Genomic DNA, 16,952 nt, shown 5'->3' on the forward strand with positions numbered 1-16,952 from the left:
TTGTTATCAAAGGAGAAAGACACATGTTTCCAACAACATTTTCACCTGTACGGATCGGGCCTCTTGAACTGAAAAACCGCCTTGTCATGGCGCCGCTGACCCGGCAGGTGGCAGAGCTGGACGGTACGCCAACCGCCGAAATGGCAGCATATTATGCGCGCCGCGCCAGAGGCGGCATCGGCCTGATCATCAGTGAAGGGACCTATGAGGTCGATGAGTTGAGCTGCAAGACCTATCTTTCACAGCCCGGCATCGCCAACCAGAAACACGTCGATGCATGGCGCATGACAACCGATGCGGTGCATGCCCTTGGTACGCCGATTATCTGCCAGCTGATGCATGGGGGCCGTGTTTCAGACCCCCGGTGCCTATTTCAGGGTGAAAGCGCCGTATCCGCTTCTGATACCCAAAGCGAAGGCTGGGTTCTTTATACTGATACCGACGATGAGAAACACGACAGAGGGGTGCAGGGTGATTGGCCCAAGGTTACCTTTCCGCCCGCCCGCGCGCTGACGGAGGCTGAGCTTGGAAAGGTGGCCGACGGGTTCGCCGAAGGTGCTGCACGCGCCATTGAGGCTGGTTTTGACGGGGTCGAGGTTCACGGCGCCAATGGGTATCTAGTCTATCAGTTCATCCATCCCAAGACGAACCTGCGGACAGATGACTATGGTGGGTCGGCCGAAAACAACGTGCGGTTCGCCAAAATGATTTGTCAGCGGGTACGTGATGCGATCGGTCCAGACAAGCTGATCACCCTGCGGCTAAGTCAGGATGGTGTGGATGATTTCATGGGGGCTTGGCCGGGCGGTGTCGAGTATGCCCGCGAGGTCGGCGCGGCGCTCGCCGATTGCGCAGCCGACGCGCTGCACTGGTCCAGCTTTGACTGGACGGACAACCGCGACCCCAATTCGGATGTGCCGATGGCCAAAGCCATCGGCGAGGCCTCGGGCAAGCCGATGCTGGTCAATGGGGGCATAGCGGATGGACCGGGCGCAGAAGCGGTGTTCGAAAGCAGCACAGGCGTTGCCGCCGTTGTGGGCCGCCCGCTCTTTGCGCATCCTGACTGGCCGCACATCATCCGTTCCGGCATGGATTACCCATGGGCAGAGTTTGACCGGAAGTACGTCATCCAACCCCCGGTCGATTTGGGCGTGACATATCCCATGGACCGTCGCGTGCCAGATTGGGATCCAGACCTGTCAAAGCGCCGGTGAAGCTGTCCTTGGATGGTCGGCCAACAATCCACTCGCAGTTCGATCGTGCACCACCAATATTGGACAGAACTCACAGGATCGGAGACGAGCGGCTCTCCCCATGCACTGGATAATCCTAGGCCATTGGTAACGCCCCGACGCGCTATTTCGGTAATGCGTATTGATGGAACTGCGCATGAAGGTCCATTTAGGTCAGGAACTGCAGCCTCTGACAAAGGTGGTGCGATCCAACCTCTTGGAAAAGGTGATAAGGATGTTTCAGAGCGGCATCTCTCGGAATCCCGCCAGTAGTCCTAGGTGATCTTTGTTGTCAGGCTGCTCAGCCTCAATCGACGCGGATGATCAATCGGGAAACGCAAAGCACATTTTCTCTATCTCGACTCTTTTGCGAAAGAACGACCTCCGATCAAAGCAGCTCGCAGATCTCGACGTGGAATCAAAGCAAAGCCGTTTGAATGGGCGCGCCGGAAAGAGCGACCCGAGAAACGAATATGTCTTTGTTTTAAAAGGGAAAATGGCGGAGAGACAGGGATTCGAACCCTGGGTAGGCTTGCACCCACAACGGTTTTCGAGACCGCCCCGTTCGACCACTCCGGCACCTCTCCGCGGGGGTCTTGCGCGCTCACTAGCCAAGGATCGGGCAGGGGGCAAGAGGGTTTGCGCTGGTTGACCCTCTCATGGGGAAATTGATTGCCATGCGGGTTGGATGGCTTAGTCTTGGATCCTACATGACCCTCAACGAGAAGGATCAGTTTGATGAGAGCATTTATTCGAGCACCACTGATGGCGTTCACCCTGCTGTGCCTGTTTGCCCTGCAGATACAAACGCAACCGGCACGCGCGGCAAACATTGAACGACTTGAGGCATTTCTTGAGGTCACCGGTTTTGATGTGGCGCTGGAAAGCATTCGCCTGTCTGCGGATTCCGCCCCACGGATGCTGGGGCTGGAGGCTGAGGACTTTGGCTCGGAATGGTCCCGGCTGGTGCGCGAGGTTTTCGAGACGGAACTGATGCACGACATGGCGCTCGATATTCTGGGCAAGGCGCTGGACGACGATCTGTTGACCCATGCGGCGGACTTTTATGCTACGGATTTGGGTCAGCGGCTGGTTGTCGCGGAAAATGCGTCCCACATGAAAGAAGACGACGATCTCAAGTCCGAAAGTGGCCTTGCGATCATCGATGGGCTGGTCCGCATCGGTTCGCCCCGTGTTGATCTGCTGAACCGTCTGAACGCTGCAAGCGATGTGGAGGACAGTTCAATCAAGTCCATTCAAGAAGTTCAGGTGCGGTTCCTGATGGCGGCAGCTGCGGCAGGTGTCATTGAGTTACGCATGGACGAGCCTGATCTGCGTGAGGCGTTGCGCAGTCAGGAACGCGATATGCGTGCGTCGATAAAGGCGAATGCGCTGGCCAATGCGGCTTATACCTATCAGGCGTTTTCTGACGATGAGGTTGCGGCCTATGCTGATGCGTTGGCGCATCCCAAGATGCAGAAGGTCTATGCGCTGATGAATGCAGTGCAGTACGAAATCATGGCAAACCGCTTTGAACGCGTGGCGGAGCGTTTGTCGGCGATGCAGCCCAGCCAGGATCTGTAGATGCTGCGCGCATTTGTTCTTTGGCCCGTTCTGATCCTGCTCAGCGGTGTCTCAGCCCTTGCCGATGCGCGGATGAGCGTGCTGGTAGATGTACTGCGTCTGCCTGAAGCGGCGCGGATTCTCAGCGACGAAGGCCTGAACCATGCACAGGAGCTGAACAAGGACATGCTGGACGGTCAGGGCGGTCTGGGTTGGCAGGTGCAGGTTGAACGCATCTACGAACCTGCGCTGATGGTCGAGATGGTCCGCGCCGAACTTGAGCAAGAATTGGCGGGCGCAGAACTGGAAGAGGTGATTGCCTTTTATGCGTCCGATCTGGGCGCCGAGATCATTCAGCTAGAGAATGCCGCCCGCAAAGCGATACAGGACCCGGACGTCGAAGAGGCGGCCCGCGCGCGATACGCGTCACTTGAGGACAGTGATGATGCGCGACTGGCGCTCATCGCGGCGTACATCAAGAGCGGCGACATGATTGCGCGCAATGTGACAAGCGCAATGAATTCCAACTACCAATTCCTGCGCGGGTTGGTTGACGGCGGTGCGATTGAGATGAGCGAGGAAGACATGCTCAAGGACGTCGCAAGCGATATCGAGGAGAGTACCGAGGATACGACGAGCTGGCTTTTTGGGTATCTTCTGCTTGCGTATCATCCGCTGGAGGATGACGGGCTGCGCGACTATCTGGCTTTCACGAATACCTCAGCGGGGCAGGCATTGAACCGGGCGCTTTTCGCGGGATTTGGCAAGGCCTATGAGGATATCTCCTATGCGCTTGGGCGGGCTGTTGCCCTTAATATGACAGCGGAAGAACTCTGAACTATCGGACATTTCGTGGGCTGAGCACAAACCTCGGAGATGACCCGTAAAGACCCTTGACTTACACGGCCATTCCCCTGATAAGCCTGCATCCCGGCGGGTCAGACCTGCAACGGGACCATTTTTAATGACGCCCCAAGGGCGCGCTGTTCGAGGTGGAAGAGGCGAGGACGTCCTTCCGCAACACCCGAAAGGGGACCGAAGAACGCGGCAATGTGAAGGAAGACACGATGTTTGCGGTCATCAAGACTGGCGGTAAGCAATATAAAGTAGCCTCAGGCGATATGCTTCGGGTGGAACGTATTGCGGCCAACGCCGGTGACAAAGTTCAATTCAACGAAGTGATGATGCTGGGTGGCGACAAGCCACAGGTTGGCGCACCACTGATCGAGGACGCGGGCGTTCAGGCCGAAGTCGTTGACCAGATCAAGGGTGAGAAGGTCATCAACTTCGTAAAGCGCCGCCGGAAGCACAGCTCCAAGCGCACCAAGGGCCACCGTCAGAAGCTGACTCTGGTGAAGATCACCGAAATCCTGACCTCCGGTGCAGGCAAATCCAAGGTGATGGCAGCGGTTGGCACAGGTTCCGTTTCTGCATCTGCGGTTGCTGCGATCGAAGAGCGTTACACCACCAACAAGACCGAGCAGGCCGAGATGGCCAAGCGCGTGGTCGAGGGTGAAGCGATAGCGAAGAAGGCCAAGCCAGCCCCGACAAAGGAAGCTGAGCCAAAGGCAGAGAAGAAGGCCGCCCCAAAGAAAGCCGCGAAGGCTGACGGAGGTGCGGACGATCTGAAAGAGCTGTCTGGCGTGGGCCCCGCTCTGGAGAAGAAACTGCACGAAGCTGGCGTGACCACCTTTGCGCAGATCGCGGCATGGACCGAAGCGGACATTGCTGATATGGACGAGAAACTGTCTTTCAAAGGCCGGATCGAGCGTGAAGGCTGGGTCGAGCAGGCCAAAGAGAAGACGAAGGGCTAAGGAGAGACCAAATGGCACATAAAAAAGCAGGCGGCTCATCCCGTAACGGGCGCGACTCAGCTGGTCGTCGTCTTGGTGTGAAAAAGTATGGCGGCGAAGCTGTCATCCCCGGCAACATCATCGTGCGTCAGCGCGGTACGAAGTTCTGGCCAGCCGAAGGCGTAGGCATGGGCAAGGATCACACGATCTTTGCGACAGTTGACGGTGCAGTTCAGTTCCACAAGGGCCTGAAAAACCGCACGTTTATCTCCGTCCTGCCGGTGGCCGAGGCCGCAGAATAAGCCGTACCCACAAGGTTTGAACAAAATTCAAAGGGATCGGCGGAAACGCCGGTCCCTTTCTCGTTAATGCCCGCGCGTTCCGTCAGGCCCCTGTCACAGGAGACCGACCATGCAGACGACATTCTCCCGCCCCACCCTGACGGATGGTCCGGTACGTCTGCGTGCGCCACGGGCCGAGGATGCTGCCGCGCGGTTCAAGCTCGGCAACACGCCTGAAATTCATCACATGTTCGGGGCGGACCCTGCGACGGTACAGCCCATCACAAAGGCGCATGCCACGTCCTGGCTGCACGCTCAGGAGGTTGAGCCTCTGGCCTGGGTAATCGAGTACCGTAAGCGACTGATCGGCGCGTTGCGGCTGCATTCGTTGGTGCCGCATGACAGCAGGGCTAGCCTTGCGATTGGAATACTTAATCCAAAAATGCTTGGAAAAGGCATCGGAACACGGGCGATCCGACTGATCGCGGATCATGCGTTTGGACCGCTCGGCTTGCACCGCCTGACCGTGCGCGTGCTGGACTACAACAAGAGGGCAATTGCGGCTTACAAGAAGGTTGGGTTCAAGCTGGAAGGCATTGAACGCGAAGCCGCGCGTGTCGGGGAGCGGTGGCATGATGATGTGATCATGGGATTGCTGGCTTCTGACCTGAAAGGCGATGGAGCAAGCTGATGTCCATCGCTCTTATTCCTCTTGCGGTGTTTGCCGCCAGCCAGATTGGCACGCCGGGTCCTGCAAACATGGCCCTGATGGCCACGGGCGCACGATTTGGCTTTCGCGCCGCGTTGCCCTTTGTCGCGGGCGTGGCCCTTGGCAAGCAGCTGATCATCTGGCCCATCGGCTTTGGCCTGATGGAGCTGGCGGCCCGTGCGCCATGGGTGTTTGAGACGCTCAAGTATCTGAGTGCAGCCTATATCATCTGGCTGGCATGGAAGGTTGCAAACATGCGTCTGGGGCAAGGCAGGGACACAGGCACCGCCCCCGGCTTTGCCGCAGGTTTGATCGTGCACCCGTTGAACCCCAAGGCATGGGCCATGATCGTCGGTGGCTTTACCGCGTTCGTCTCCCCGCAGACGTCTGCGTTGACTGCGACGGCGACAATCGCGGCCGTCCTGTTGACCTGCCAGATCATCATGCATCCGCTTTGGACGCTTGCCGGGGATGCCATCGCGCGGACTGTCGCGGGAACGCAATGGGAACCCTATCTAATGTGGACACTGGCGGCACTGACCGTCGCCTCGGTGTTGTTCGTGCTGTTCGGAGGAGGGACATAACGATGCAAATGGAACATATCTTAAACCAGCCGGTGATAGAGACCCAACGGTTCGATCTGCGCCCCTTGCGCCAGTCCGATCAGGGGCTCGTCGAGATGTATGCAAGCGATCCGCGTGTGGCAATGACGACCGCATCGATCCCGCACCCTTTGCCCCCAGGGACAATCGAGGCATTCATCACCCGTGCCATGGCAGAACAGCGGGATGAGCACGTCTGGGTCATGGACGGGGTGAAATCCGGCTGGTCCGAGGTGATGGGCCTGATTTCGCTGTCGGCACTTGATCGCAACCAGTCCGAGGTCGGCTATTGGGTCGCACCGGCGTTCTGGAATACGCATCTGGCTTCTGATGCGGTTCGGGCGCTGGTGGATGGCAACCCGCTGACCAACGACACCATGTTCGCGTCAGTCTTTCACGACAACCCGGCGTCGGCCAAAGTGCTGACCAATGCTGGCTTTGTTTATCTGGGCGATGCGGAAACCTATTGTCTGGCACGCGACGCTGCCGTACCCACATGGACCTATAGCCGCAAGCTGTGATCCCGCCTGAAAGGCCTGTAAAATGAAGTTCCTCGACCTGTGCAAAGTCTACATCCGCTCTGGCGCGGGCGGGGGCGGTTGCATTTCGTTCCGGCGTGAAAAGTACATCGAATACGGTGGCCCGGATGGGGGCGACGGTGGGTCAGGTGGGTCAGTGTGGGCCGAGGCGGTAGACGGGCTGAACACCCTTATCGATTTTCGCTATCAGCAGCACTTTTTTGCCAAGAACGGCCAGCCCGGCATGGGGAAACAACGCACCGGCAAGGATGGCGAGGATATCGTGTTGCGGGTGCCGGTTGGGACGGAGATCCTTGACGAGGATCAGGAAACGGTCATTGCCGATATGACCGAAGTCGGCCAGCGTGTTCAACTGGCGCGTGGCGGCAACGGCGGATGGGGCAACCTGCATTTCAAATCCGCGACCAATCAGGCGCCGCGTCGGTCCAATCCGGGGCAAGACGGGGTGGAGCGTACCCTGTGGCTGCGCCTGAAACTGATCGCGGATGTTGGCCTGCTTGGGCTCCCGAACGCTGGCAAGTCGACGTTTCTGGCAGCCACGTCCAACGCAAGGCCCAAGATTGCGGACTATCCGTTTACAACCCTTCACCCGAACTTGGGCGTGGTAGGCGTTGATAATACTGAATTTGTTGTCGCGGACATTCCCGGTTTGATCGAAGGCGCGTCCGAAGGGCGTGGGCTGGGGGATCTGTTCCTTGGTCACGTCGAACGCTGCTCAGTGCTGCTGCATCTGGTGGATGGCACGTCCGAGACAGTTGCAGACGATTACCGGACAATCATTCACGAGCTTGAAGCCTATGGCGGTGATCTGGCTGAGAAACCACGCGTGACCGTCCTTAACAAGATTGATGCATTGGATGAGGAAGAACGCGCAGAGGCCCAGAAAGAATTGGAAAAAGCCAGTGGTGGCCCTGTGATGCTGATGTCTGGTGTCGCCCGCGAAGGGGTGACCGAAGTCCTGCGCGCGCTGCGCGGTCAGATTGACGAGGACCGTCTGCGCCACAGACCCGTTCAGGAAAATGAGCCATGGCAACCCTGACGGATGCAAAACGGGTCGTCGTCAAGATCGGCTCGGCCCTGCTGGTAGACCGAAAGACCGGCGATCTGCGCGGCGACTGGCTGCGTGGGCTGGCGGAAGATGTACATTGGCTCAAGAGCTTGGGCTGTGACGTTGTTCTGGTTTCATCCGGTTCAATTGCGTTGGGGCGGGGTGTTTTGGGGTTGCCCAACACCACGCTGGCGCTTGAGCAGTCGCAGGCTGCCGCCGCAGTTGGACAGATCCGCCTTGCTCGCGCCTATGAAGAGGCGTTGGCCCCGCATGGAATCAAGACGGCGCAGGTCCTCGTTACGCTGGAAGACAGCGCGAACCGGCGCCGCTATCTTAACAGTCGCGCCACGCTTGAGCAGTTGCTTAGCCTTGATGTGGTGCCCATCGTGAATGAAAACGATACGGTCGCCACTGATGAGATCCGTTTCGGCGATAACGACAGGCTTGCGGCGCAGATCAGCGTAACCGTGGGGGCGGATCAGTTGATCCTGTTGTCTGATGTCGATGGTTTCTATTCTGCCAACCCAGCTGAAGATCCCGATGCCACAAGATACGACGTCATCGAAGCCATCACGCCAGAAATCGAAGCAATGGCGGGGGACGCGGGATCAGGCCTCAGCAAGGGCGGCATGAAGACCAAACTGATGGCCGCCAAGACTGCCACGGCGGCAGGATGCACCATGGCGATCACCGAAGGCTTTGGGATGAGGCCGCTGAAAGCATTGCACGAGGGTGCAAACGCCACGTGGTTTACCGCCCAAACCGATCCGCAAGCCGCGCGCAAGCGCTGGATCGCAGCGATGAAGCCACGTGGTTCGGTAACGTTGGATTCAGGGGCAGTCTCGGCTCTTTCACGGGGCAAATCGCTTCTACCTGCGGGTGTTACCGAGGTCACCGGGCCCTTTGACCGGGGCGACAGCATTGCCCTACTTGATCCGTCTGGACGGGTGATTGGCAGTGGCCTCAGTCGCTATGCGTCAGATGAGGCCATGCGGATCAAGGGGCACCAAAGCGCAGAGATTGAGCAGTTATTGGGCTATCCGGGCCGCGCTGCTTTGATTCATCGTGATGATATGGCACTTTGAGGGCGAGTGTCCTGCAACGCTTAGTGCATGTAGAGATTGAAAAGATGGGCGTAAGCATATGAAAGATATTGAAAATATTTCCGAGATGATGGCGGACATCGGTCGTCGTGCGAAAGCGGCGGCCGCCACTTTGGCAAGTGCATCGGCAGAGCGAAAGCATGCCGCCCTGATCAGTGCTGCAGATGCCGTTTGGAAAAATCGTGAAGATATTTTGCAGGCCAACGCAAAGGACCTCGTCTATGGCCGCGACAAGGGGTTATCGGATGCCATGATGGACCGCCTGATGCTGAACGAAGAGCGTATTCAGGGCATGGTGGACGGATTGCGCAGTGTCGCCGAACAACCCGATCCCGTGGGCGAGGTTATGGACGCCTGGGATCAGCCTTCTGGGTTGCATATCGAACGGGTGCGTACGCCACTTGGTGTGATCGGCGTAATCTACGAGAGCCGCCCCAATGTGACAGCAGATGCAGGCGCGCTGTGCCTCAAGGCGGGGAATGCGGTGATCCTGCGCGGTGGGTCTGAAAGTTTTCACTCATCCCGTGCGATCCACGCCTGCCTGCAACAGGGGTTGCGCGACGCCAACCTGCCCGAAGACGCGGTACAGCTTGTTCCGACACGCGACCGCGCTGCCGTCAGTGAGATGCTTGACATGACTGACACCATTGATGTCATCGTTCCCCGCGGCGGCAAGGGATTGGTTGGGCTTGTGCAGCGCGAGGCGCGGGTGCCGGTTTTTGCGCATCTGGAAGGGATCGTGCACATCTATATCGACGAACACGCCGACCCTGAGAAAGCGCTGAAAATTGTCCTGAACGCCAAGACACGCCGGACGGGTATCTGCGGTGCTGCGGAATGTCTTTTGATCCACGAAAACATCGTCAAGACAATCGGGCAGGGCGTCTTGAAAGCCCTCATGGGTGCTGGTGTCGAAGTGCGCGGCGATTCTGCCTTGCGCAGTATCGACGGCGTGCAGGCCGCTACGGCTGAGGATTGGGGACGCGAATACCTTGACATGATCATCGCGGCCAAGACAGTCACTGGCGTTGAAGAAGCGATCGAGCACATTCGCACCTACGGATCGAACCATACCGACTGCGTGATCACCGAAGATGCCGACGTTGCGCATACCTTCATGACCCGGCTTGATTCCGCGATCCTGATGCACAACGCCTCGACCCAGTTTGCTGACGGCGGAGAGTTCGGCATGGGGGCCGAGATCGGCATTGCTACGGGCAAGATGCATGCGCGCGGGCCGGTTGGGGCGACGCAGCTGACCAGCTTCAAGTATCTGGTAACCGGTGATGGAACTGTGCGGGCCTAGAATTCAACCGTAAGAGTGCTGACATCGGACTGACAGGTCACGCGTCGGTCGGCATCACCAGCGATCAGGGGGAGCAGGGCGAACTGCACATGCGATGGCTGCAGGCCCGCGTCCGTGCCTGTGCCGGATAACAGGCCCCACAGGTCTGGATCCACATTTATCCTGTCCGCCTTTCCGTTCAGCTGCCAGCCGGCATCGCTGGTCTTGATATCGATCTTGCCGCCGTAGGGCATTGCGGTTTCGGCACAAAGAATTGCAAGGAAGGCCAGCCGCACCTCGGTACGCTGCACAGGTTCCGTGAGGCACCATGCGACTGCCAATCGCCCCGTGCCATAAAGGTCGCGCAGGATCGAATGCACCTCAGTTGGACCAACCATCTGATCGCCCGCAGCACCAAAGGCGATGCGGAAAAACCTGATCCGCGCACTGGCGTTGTCCACGCTTTCGCCAATCAGTCCGATTTCAGGCCCGGATGGATCGCCTGACATGCTAAGCAATTCCAAACCGTTGTTGATTGCCCCGATCGGCGATATCAGATCATGGCAGGTGCGGCTGCCGATCAGGGCCGCTAGATTGGTGTTCATAATGCTCATTCTCACCCCTCGATGCTGAAAGGACGCATGATGGAAGATCTCAACGCGATGCTGACACCTGGGATGCTGGTGCGGCACCCTGACCAGCCTGACTGGGGCGTGGGCCAGGTCCAGAGCAACATTGGCGGAAAAGTTACCGTGAACTTTCGGGACGAGGGTAAGATAGTCATCGACAGTTTCCGAATTGGTCTTATGCCAGTCTTTGATGGCTAAACTTGGTTGTTAAAAGGTTAACGTGTATCTTAGGTGTGTTTACTCAACTTTAAGATGCGTGATTTGGGCGCAGGGGGCAAGTGTTGCGCTTGGCGGGGGATTTGCCTATCACCGCCAAAGAGGCAACAGGAGGGTTCGCGGGGCCCTATGACCCAAGTAGTTGCAGCAGATTTTCAGGTCAGGCTGTCCCAGTCGTCCGAGGACCTTTGGGCCGCTCAAAGGCTACGCTATGATGTATTCATCAAGGAATTGGGCGGAAGCGGGGCCATGGTGGATCATCACCATAAGCTTGAGAAAGACGCGCTTGACCCGTTCGTTGACCATCTTCTGCTAGAGGACCGCCGCAAGGGCAAAGTGGTTGGCGTCTACCGTTTGATGCGTCCAGAACAGGCGCAGAAGGCCGGACGCTATTACTCTGAGGCTGAGTATGATTTGGAACCCCTGCTGTGCTCTGGCAGGCGTATTCTTGAGCTGGGTCGGTCCTGTCTGCATCCCGACTACCGGGGCGGGGTCGGGATGCACCATCTCTGGTCTGGCCTCGCGCGTTATGTGGCACAGCATGACATTCAGATTCTTTTTGGCGTTGCCAGCTTTCATGGCACGAACGCTCAAGCATTGGCAGCGCCGCTGTCGCTGTTGCACCACCGCCATCTTGCGCCTCCGGAACTCCGCGTGCGCGCAAAGGGTAAATCGTTTCAGAACATGGACTTGATAGAGGAAGTCAAGCTGGATCGTAAGGCTGCGATGATGCAAATACCCAGTTTGATCAAAGCGTATCTGCGCCTTGGCGGCTGCGTGGGCGAAGGGGCATTTATCGATCATGCGTTCAACACAACCGACGTGTGCCTGATCATGGACACCGCCCAGATGTCTGAACGGCAGATGCGAATCTATTCAGGCAGACAGGCATGAGCCAGACTTGGCAAAGCGATACCCCTCCATATCATCCGCCAATCACTCTGGCTGGGTGGCTGCGTGTCTTTCTCAGGACAATACCACTTGTCATGCTGGTCTTTGGCGGGCTTGCGGTTCTTTTGCTGGTGCGGCTGATTGAGCAACCTTTGTATGGGCTGCATCGGCCATATACCCCGCATATCACCCAGTACGTTTGTCGTTGGGCGTTGCGCATTCTGGGTATTCGTCACGCGGTCACCGGCACACCGATGGAGGGCAGGGGAGCCGTTGTTGCGAACCATTCTTCATGGTTGGATATCTTTGCGCTTAACGTCGCCAAGCGGATCTATTTCGTGTCAAAATCCGAAGTGGCCCGCTGGCCGGGCATTGGTTGGCTGGCCCGCGCCACGGGAACTGTCTTTATCGTGCGCGATCCGGCGCAAGCGCGGCAGCAAACGCAGGTCTTGCAGGACAGACTGCTTGCCGGGCACAAGTTGCTGTTTTTCCCTGAGGGCACCAGCACGGACGGGCTTCAGGTACTGGCGTTCAAAAGCACGCTGTTTCAAGCGTTTTTCGCGCCTGAGCTCAAAGACAAAATCGCGGTGCAGCCCGTATCGGTCATTTACCACGCGCCTGAGGGGACTGAGCGACGGTTTTATGGCTGGTGGGGCGACATGACCTTTGGGGCGCACCTGCTGTCCACGCTGGCGTCTGGGCGGCAGGGTCGGATTGATGTCATCTATCATACGCCGTTGCCAGTCGCGGATTATGCCAATCGCAAGGCACTGGCGCAGGCCTGTGAAGAGGCCGTGCGCAAGGGGCATTTGTCCAAAGCTGACTGACGCCTAGTCGATATGGGCGAAGGCAGAGTCAGGCACGGGTCCCATTCTGCCACCCACGTTCCAGTCCATCGCAAGGCAAGCCGTGCCTTTGCGCTGAAAATATGTGGCTTCAAGTGCATACCAGCCAGCCGACGGCACGATCACGTCCTGCTCACCAGCAGGCTCGCAAGCGTGGATTTCATCATAAAGCGCGATCTGCTTCCCGCCGATGCTGGCGACGATCCCGTCATTGCTAAAGACGTTGACGGTATAGGTGCCAGGGGCATCAAATCGGATGAAGCCGCTGATGGCGGCGGCGACTTTCTGGCTCTTTCGAGAGGTCAGGGTGAGGTCGCCCTCGCTGTTGTCTTCATAAGACAGGCCGCGCAGAGGTGGCCCCCGGCGTGCCTTTCTTAATCCTGCTTTTGCGTCCTTGAGGGTTCGGACGTCACCGGGATAGCCATAAGACACGGCCAGACCCGGAGACAGATCGCCGACAGACGGTTGCGGGTTGGCGGGGCTAAGGGTGACAGGGGCTGCGAAGGCAGGTACAGCGATTGCAAGGGCGGCAAGAGAGACAGCGCATTTCAGCATGGTAGATCCTTAAAGATAGACGTTTCAGCTCTGAGTTTGCGTCAATTCCCACGGCTATGTCCATGGAAATCGCGACCATCTGGACGGCTGGCAATAAACCGTCAGAAATACCCTCTTGTACCCTCGGCCAAACCGGCCTATACGCCGCGCATTCAAACCCGCAGTCGGGGTTGGGCCTTTTGGGGAGAAATCCCAAAACGTCCGCCGGTTGGCAGGAACCCCTGTCATACCCCCGATGAGGCTAAACCGGAAAGGAAACGGACATGGCTCTTCCCGAGTTCTCCATGCGCCAATTGCTTGAAGCAGGCGTTCACTTTGGTCACCAGACGCAGCGTTGGAACCCCCGTATGGGTCCCTTCATCTATGGCGCGCGCAACGGCATCCACATCATGGACCTGACACAGACTGTTCCAATGCTGGATCAGGCGCTGCAGGTCATTCGTGACACCGTCGCCAAGGGCGGCAGCATTCTTTTTGTTGGCACCAAGCGTCAGGCTGCACAGCCGATCGCCGAAGCCGCAGAGAAATGCGCACAGTATTACATGAACCACCGCTGGCTGGGTGGCACGCTGACCAACTGGCAGACTGTGTCCAAGTCCATCAACCGTCTGAAGTCCATCGACGAACAGTCCGAGCGTGGCTTTGAAGGTCTGACCAAGAAAGAGCGTCTGGGCATGGAGCGTGACCAGGGCAAGCTGCAGGCGTCCCTTGGCGGCATCCGCGAAATGGGCGGCCGTCCTGACCTGATCTTCGTCATCGACGTCAAGAAAGAAGCGCTGGCTGTTGCCGAAGCCAACAAGCTGGGCATCCCGGTTGTGGCCGTGGTTGACACCAACTGCTCGCCCGACGGCATCGACTACATCATTCCGGGCAACGACGACGCGGCCCGTGCGATTTCGCTTTACTGCGATCTGGCAGCCCGCGCGGCACTTGACGGCATGTCCGCGCAATTGGGTGCGGCTGGTGTTGATCTGGGTGCGATGGAAGAAGCCCCTGCCGAGGAAGCGCTGGAAAGCACTGGCGTAGAGGTCGGCAATGCCTCCTCCGAGACCGCGTCCAACGACGCGATGGCCAAGGATGCGCCGCTCGACATCGAATCCAAGCAGGAAACAGTTGAAAAAGCCGAAGGCTGAACAACCGTTTTACAGCTTTGACATTCGGGGCAGGGTGACCTGCCCCTTCGATCTTACCTTACACAGGAGAACCAAGAGATGGCGATTACAGCATCTATGGTGAAGGAACTGCGCGACAGCACCGGCGCAGGCATGATGGACGCCAAGAAGGCGCTGACCGAGAACGACGGCGACATGGAAGCGGCGGTTGATTGGCTGCGCACCAAGGGTCTGGCCAAGGCGGCCAAGAAATCCGGTCGTACGGCGGCTGAAGGTCTGGTTGCGGTCAAGGTTGACGGCGGTCACGGCATTGCGGTCGAGGTGAACTCCGAGACCGACTTTGTTGCCAAGAACGCGGACTTCCAGAAAATGGTGTCCAGCATTGCCGACACCGCCCTGACAGTCTCTGACGTTGACGCGCTCAAGGGCGCTGAAATTGGCGGCAAATCCGTTGAGACCATGATTACCGACGCGATTGCGACCATTGGTGAGAACATGTCAGTGCGCCGCATGGCCGCCATCGACGGGGAGACTGTTGTTTCCTACGTTCACAACGCAGCGGCCCCCGGCATGGGCAGCATCGGTGTTTTGGTGGCCATGACAGGCGGCGACGAAGCATTTGGCAAGCAGGTTGCGATGCACATCGCTGCGACCAATCCTGCGTCCCTGTCCGAGGACGATCTGGACCCAGCCGTTGTCGAAAAAGAAAAGCAGGTCCAGATGGACATCGCGCGCGAATCCGGCAAGCCGGAAGCTGTCATTGAAAAGATGATCGTCGGGCGCATGAAAAAGTACATGTCCGAAGTGACACTGGTAAACCAGCAGTTCGTGGTGAACCCCGATGTGACAGTGGGCGATGCCGCCAAAGAAGCAGGTGCAACCATCACCGGTTACGTGCGTCTGGAAGTGGGCGAGGGCATCGAGGTCGTGAAAGAAGACTTCGCAGCCGAGGTGGCAAAAGCTGCTCAAGGCTGATCTCAGTACCAAGAGTTAATAAGGGCGGCGCAAGCGATTGCGCCGCCCCATTTCTTTGCCGAAAGTAAAACGGGCAGACCACGCTGCCACGTGATCCACCCGCACCCAAAGCCGAGATCTTTGGGGTCTAGTCTGATCCGGCAAGTTCGGGCGGATCAATGCGCCCGAAATTGGTCCGGTACTCATAAGAGCCTTGCAATCACAAGGGTTTATAAGCAGTTGTTCCCTTGGTCCAACCAATTAGCGGCAACATATTGACCTTGCGTCATTACCCGAATTTTCACCAGTAAGGGATTCCTTACCTTCGTGAATAAACAAGGGGAACAACGGCGCCTGCGCCTCAGATATGACGATTCTTCAAGCGTCCAGGACGAACATCTGGTTCGCAAAGGCTGCCTTCAGCACCGCTTGCGCGGTTGTCTCGACCGCCAGTGCCTCTCGGGCCAGGCGCAGGTGCTTTTCAACAGTCGCTGAGGTCAGACCCATCAGAACCGCGATGTCCTGCATGGTTTTGCCATCGCCAACCCATTCCAGCGCCTCACGTTGGCGCGGCGTCAAAGAGCGATTGGGCGCCGTATAGGGCAGGGTGAGGATCTTAAGATGAGCAATGTCATTCATCAGCTTGATATCATTGCCATGCTCAGCCCAGACCGCGTCAATGTCTTCCTGTGTCAGATCAGGGCGCGCTGTCAGGGCAATCGCACCTTTTGAGCGTGCCGAGATGGATTTAAAGCTGACCGTATAGCCCGCATGCACATCCATGCGCCGGTTAAACTCGATCACGCGCTCTTCAGCCGGGGTCATGGCCTGTTCGCGGGCCATTTCGTGCAGAACGGTCCAGCTGCAGGCGCCATCATGGGTCAGGGCCCATCGCACCATGGGCGCATGATAATAAAGCCCTTTACCAAGAAACTCGTCCGTGTACTCGCGACTGTGATTGGTCAGGATGACAAAGTCTTCTGGGTCACCCAGCGAGGTCGACGTGCGATACCGGGTAAAGCCATATATCAGGCGGTCAAATCCGTACTCAGCCATCTTCTGCGTATGCGTTTCCCATAACTCCTCAATGGACGGGCATCGCGCTACTGTATGAAGATAATCTCTTAAACTCATGTGCTTATCAGGCGTTCCGCAAGCGCTTCCAGTGCCAGAACATAGCCCTTGGAACCAAAGCCGCAGATCTGACCCAGTGCGACGGGCGCAATGTAAGAGGTATGGCGGAAGGTTTCGCGGGCATGGATATTGCTCAGATGTACCTCGACGACGGGCAATTCAACGGAAGCAATCGCATCCATCAGGGCAATGGACGTATGGGTGTAAGCACCTGCGTTCAGGATAATACCGGCGTGTGAACTTTTTGCCGCATGTATCTGATCTATCAGCGTTCCTTCGTGATTGCTTTGCTCGAAGGCAATGCTCAGTCCAAGGTCTTTTGCGGCAGCGTCGCACATCTGTTCGATGTCTTTCAACGTCGTTGCGCCGTAGACTTCCGGCTGGCGTGTGCCAAGCAGGTTCAGGTTTGGGCCATTGAGAATTAAGATAGATGGCATGGGGCGCTCTCACTTTTGATGATC

At 57.7% G+C, this 16,952-nt stretch carries 20 protein-coding genes and 1 tRNA gene; 16 read left to right on the top strand and 5 right to left on the bottom strand.

The features are described 5' to 3' along the window. Positions 1-23: 23 nt before the first annotated feature. Positions 24-1,214, top strand: a complete 1,191-nt coding sequence (locus GV827_RS13730) for an oxidoreductase (RefSeq protein WP_164354387.1) — start codon at positions 24-26, stop codon at positions 1,212-1,214. Between the two features lie 515 nt (positions 1,215-1,729). On the opposite strand, the gene GV827_RS13735 is transcribed toward GV827_RS13730, so the two are convergent. After that, a tRNA-Ser gene (locus GV827_RS13735) sits at positions 1,730-1,819 on the bottom strand. Between the two features lie 151 nt (positions 1,820-1,970). Between GV827_RS13735 and GV827_RS13740 the strand changes: the two genes are divergently transcribed. From GV827_RS13740 to GV827_RS13785, 10 genes are all read left to right on the top strand, one after another. Beyond that, complete coding sequence (locus GV827_RS13740; protein ID WP_164354388.1) at positions 1,971-2,816, top strand: DUF2059 domain-containing protein; 846 nt, start codon at positions 1,971-1,973, stop codon at positions 2,814-2,816. Continuing rightward, a complete protein-coding gene (locus tag GV827_RS13745; protein ID WP_235930362.1) occupies positions 2,817-3,632 on the top strand; it encodes a DUF2059 domain-containing protein in 816 nt (271 codons plus the stop codon). Between the two features lie 230 nt (positions 3,633-3,862). Next, complete coding sequence (locus GV827_RS13750; protein ID WP_164354389.1) at positions 3,863-4,609, top strand: 50S ribosomal protein L21; 747 nt, start codon at positions 3,863-3,865, stop codon at positions 4,607-4,609. Positions 4,610-4,620: 11 nt separating this feature from the next. Further along, on the top strand, positions 4,621-4,890 hold the full coding sequence (gene rpmA / locus GV827_RS13755; RefSeq protein ID WP_164354390.1) for a 50S ribosomal protein L27: 270 nt from the start codon (positions 4,621-4,623) through the stop codon (positions 4,888-4,890). Positions 4,891-4,999: 109 nt separating this feature from the next. Continuing rightward, on the top strand, positions 5,000-5,560 hold the full coding sequence (locus GV827_RS13760; protein ID WP_164354391.1) for a GNAT family N-acetyltransferase: 561 nt from the start codon (positions 5,000-5,002) through the stop codon (positions 5,558-5,560). Next, on the top strand, positions 5,560-6,162 hold the full coding sequence (locus GV827_RS13765) for a LysE family translocator (protein WP_164354392.1): 603 nt from the start codon (positions 5,560-5,562) through the stop codon (positions 6,160-6,162). Before GV827_RS13760 ends, GV827_RS13765 begins: the two co-directional genes overlap by 1 nt. A gap of 2 nt (positions 6,163-6,164) precedes the next feature. Next, on the top strand, positions 6,165-6,701 hold the full coding sequence (locus tag GV827_RS13770; protein ID WP_164354393.1) for a GNAT family N-acetyltransferase: 537 nt from the start codon (positions 6,165-6,167) through the stop codon (positions 6,699-6,701). 22 nt (positions 6,702-6,723) lie between these two features. Then, positions 6,724-7,758, top strand: a complete 1,035-nt coding sequence (obgE, locus tag GV827_RS13775; RefSeq protein ID WP_164354394.1) for a GTPase ObgE — start codon at positions 6,724-6,726, stop codon at positions 7,756-7,758. Further along, complete coding sequence (gene proB, locus GV827_RS13780) at positions 7,746-8,852, top strand: glutamate 5-kinase (RefSeq protein WP_164354395.1); 1,107 nt, start codon at positions 7,746-7,748, stop codon at positions 8,850-8,852. Before obgE ends, proB begins: the two co-directional genes overlap by 13 nt. 58 nt (positions 8,853-8,910) lie before the next feature. After that, a complete protein-coding gene (locus GV827_RS13785; RefSeq protein WP_164354396.1) occupies positions 8,911-10,176 on the top strand; it encodes a glutamate-5-semialdehyde dehydrogenase in 1,266 nt (421 codons plus the stop codon). On the opposite strand, the gene GV827_RS13790 is transcribed toward GV827_RS13785, so the two are convergent. Next, entirely contained in the window at positions 10,173-10,769 is a 597-nt protein-coding gene (locus GV827_RS13790) for a histidine phosphotransferase family protein (RefSeq protein WP_164354397.1), read from the bottom strand. The two genes, GV827_RS13785 and GV827_RS13790, sit on opposite strands and share 4 nt — an antisense overlap. A gap of 30 nt (positions 10,770-10,799) precedes the next feature. On the opposite strand from GV827_RS13790, the gene GV827_RS13795 reads away from it, so the two are divergent. The 3 genes from GV827_RS13795 to GV827_RS13805 all read left to right on the top strand — a co-directional run bounded on the left by GV827_RS13795 (position 10,800) and on the right by GV827_RS13805 (position 12,718). Continuing rightward, positions 10,800-10,982, top strand: coding sequence for a DUF3553 domain-containing protein (locus GV827_RS13795; protein WP_164354398.1), 183 nt, complete (start codon positions 10,800-10,802; stop codon positions 10,980-10,982). A gap of 147 nt (positions 10,983-11,129) precedes the next feature. Next, the gene (locus tag GV827_RS13800; RefSeq protein ID WP_164354399.1) at positions 11,130-11,894 is read left to right on the top strand and encodes a GNAT family N-acetyltransferase; all 765 of its coding nucleotides are present in this window, start codon (positions 11,130-11,132) and stop codon (positions 11,892-11,894) included. Continuing rightward, the gene (locus GV827_RS13805; protein ID WP_164354400.1) at positions 11,891-12,718 is read left to right on the top strand and encodes a lysophospholipid acyltransferase family protein; all 828 of its coding nucleotides are present in this window, start codon (positions 11,891-11,893) and stop codon (positions 12,716-12,718) included. Before GV827_RS13800 ends, GV827_RS13805 begins: the two co-directional genes overlap by 4 nt. 3 nt (positions 12,719-12,721) lie before the next feature. On the opposite strand, the gene GV827_RS13810 is transcribed toward GV827_RS13805, so the two are convergent. After that, a complete protein-coding gene (locus GV827_RS13810) occupies positions 12,722-13,291 on the bottom strand; it encodes a PA14 domain-containing protein (protein ID WP_204325887.1) in 570 nt (189 codons plus the stop codon). Between the two features lie 263 nt (positions 13,292-13,554). Here GV827_RS13810 and rpsB point away from each other — a divergent pair, with 263 nt between their 5' ends. Together rpsB and tsf are read left to right on the top strand one after the other, a co-directional pair. Beyond that, the gene (gene rpsB, locus GV827_RS13815; protein ID WP_164354401.1) at positions 13,555-14,424 is read left to right on the top strand and encodes a 30S ribosomal protein S2; all 870 of its coding nucleotides are present in this window, start codon (positions 13,555-13,557) and stop codon (positions 14,422-14,424) included. A 78-nt stretch (positions 14,425-14,502) separates the two neighbouring features. Then, a complete protein-coding gene (gene tsf / locus GV827_RS13820) occupies positions 14,503-15,378 on the top strand; it encodes a translation elongation factor Ts (protein WP_164354402.1) in 876 nt (291 codons plus the stop codon). A gap of 357 nt (positions 15,379-15,735) precedes the next feature. Here the strand turns inward: tsf and GV827_RS13825 are convergent, their stop codons facing one another. Both GV827_RS13825 and aroQ read right to left on the bottom strand, forming a co-directional pair. Continuing rightward, on the bottom strand, positions 15,736-16,491 hold the full coding sequence (locus tag GV827_RS13825; protein WP_164354403.1) for a LuxR family transcriptional regulator: 756 nt from the start codon (positions 16,489-16,491) through the stop codon (positions 15,736-15,738). Beyond that, positions 16,488-16,928: a type II 3-dehydroquinate dehydratase gene (aroQ, locus tag GV827_RS13830; protein WP_164354404.1), complete on the bottom strand. Its 441-nt coding sequence runs from the start codon at positions 16,926-16,928 to the stop codon at positions 16,488-16,490. The genes GV827_RS13825 and aroQ overlap by 4 nt, the downstream gene beginning before the upstream one ends. Positions 16,929-16,952 lie beyond the last annotated feature (24 nt).

Source organism: Sulfitobacter sediminilitoris, from assembly GCF_010667575.1.
Classification (GTDB): Bacteria; Pseudomonadota; Alphaproteobacteria; order Rhodobacterales; family Rhodobacteraceae; genus Sulfitobacter; species Sulfitobacter sediminilitoris.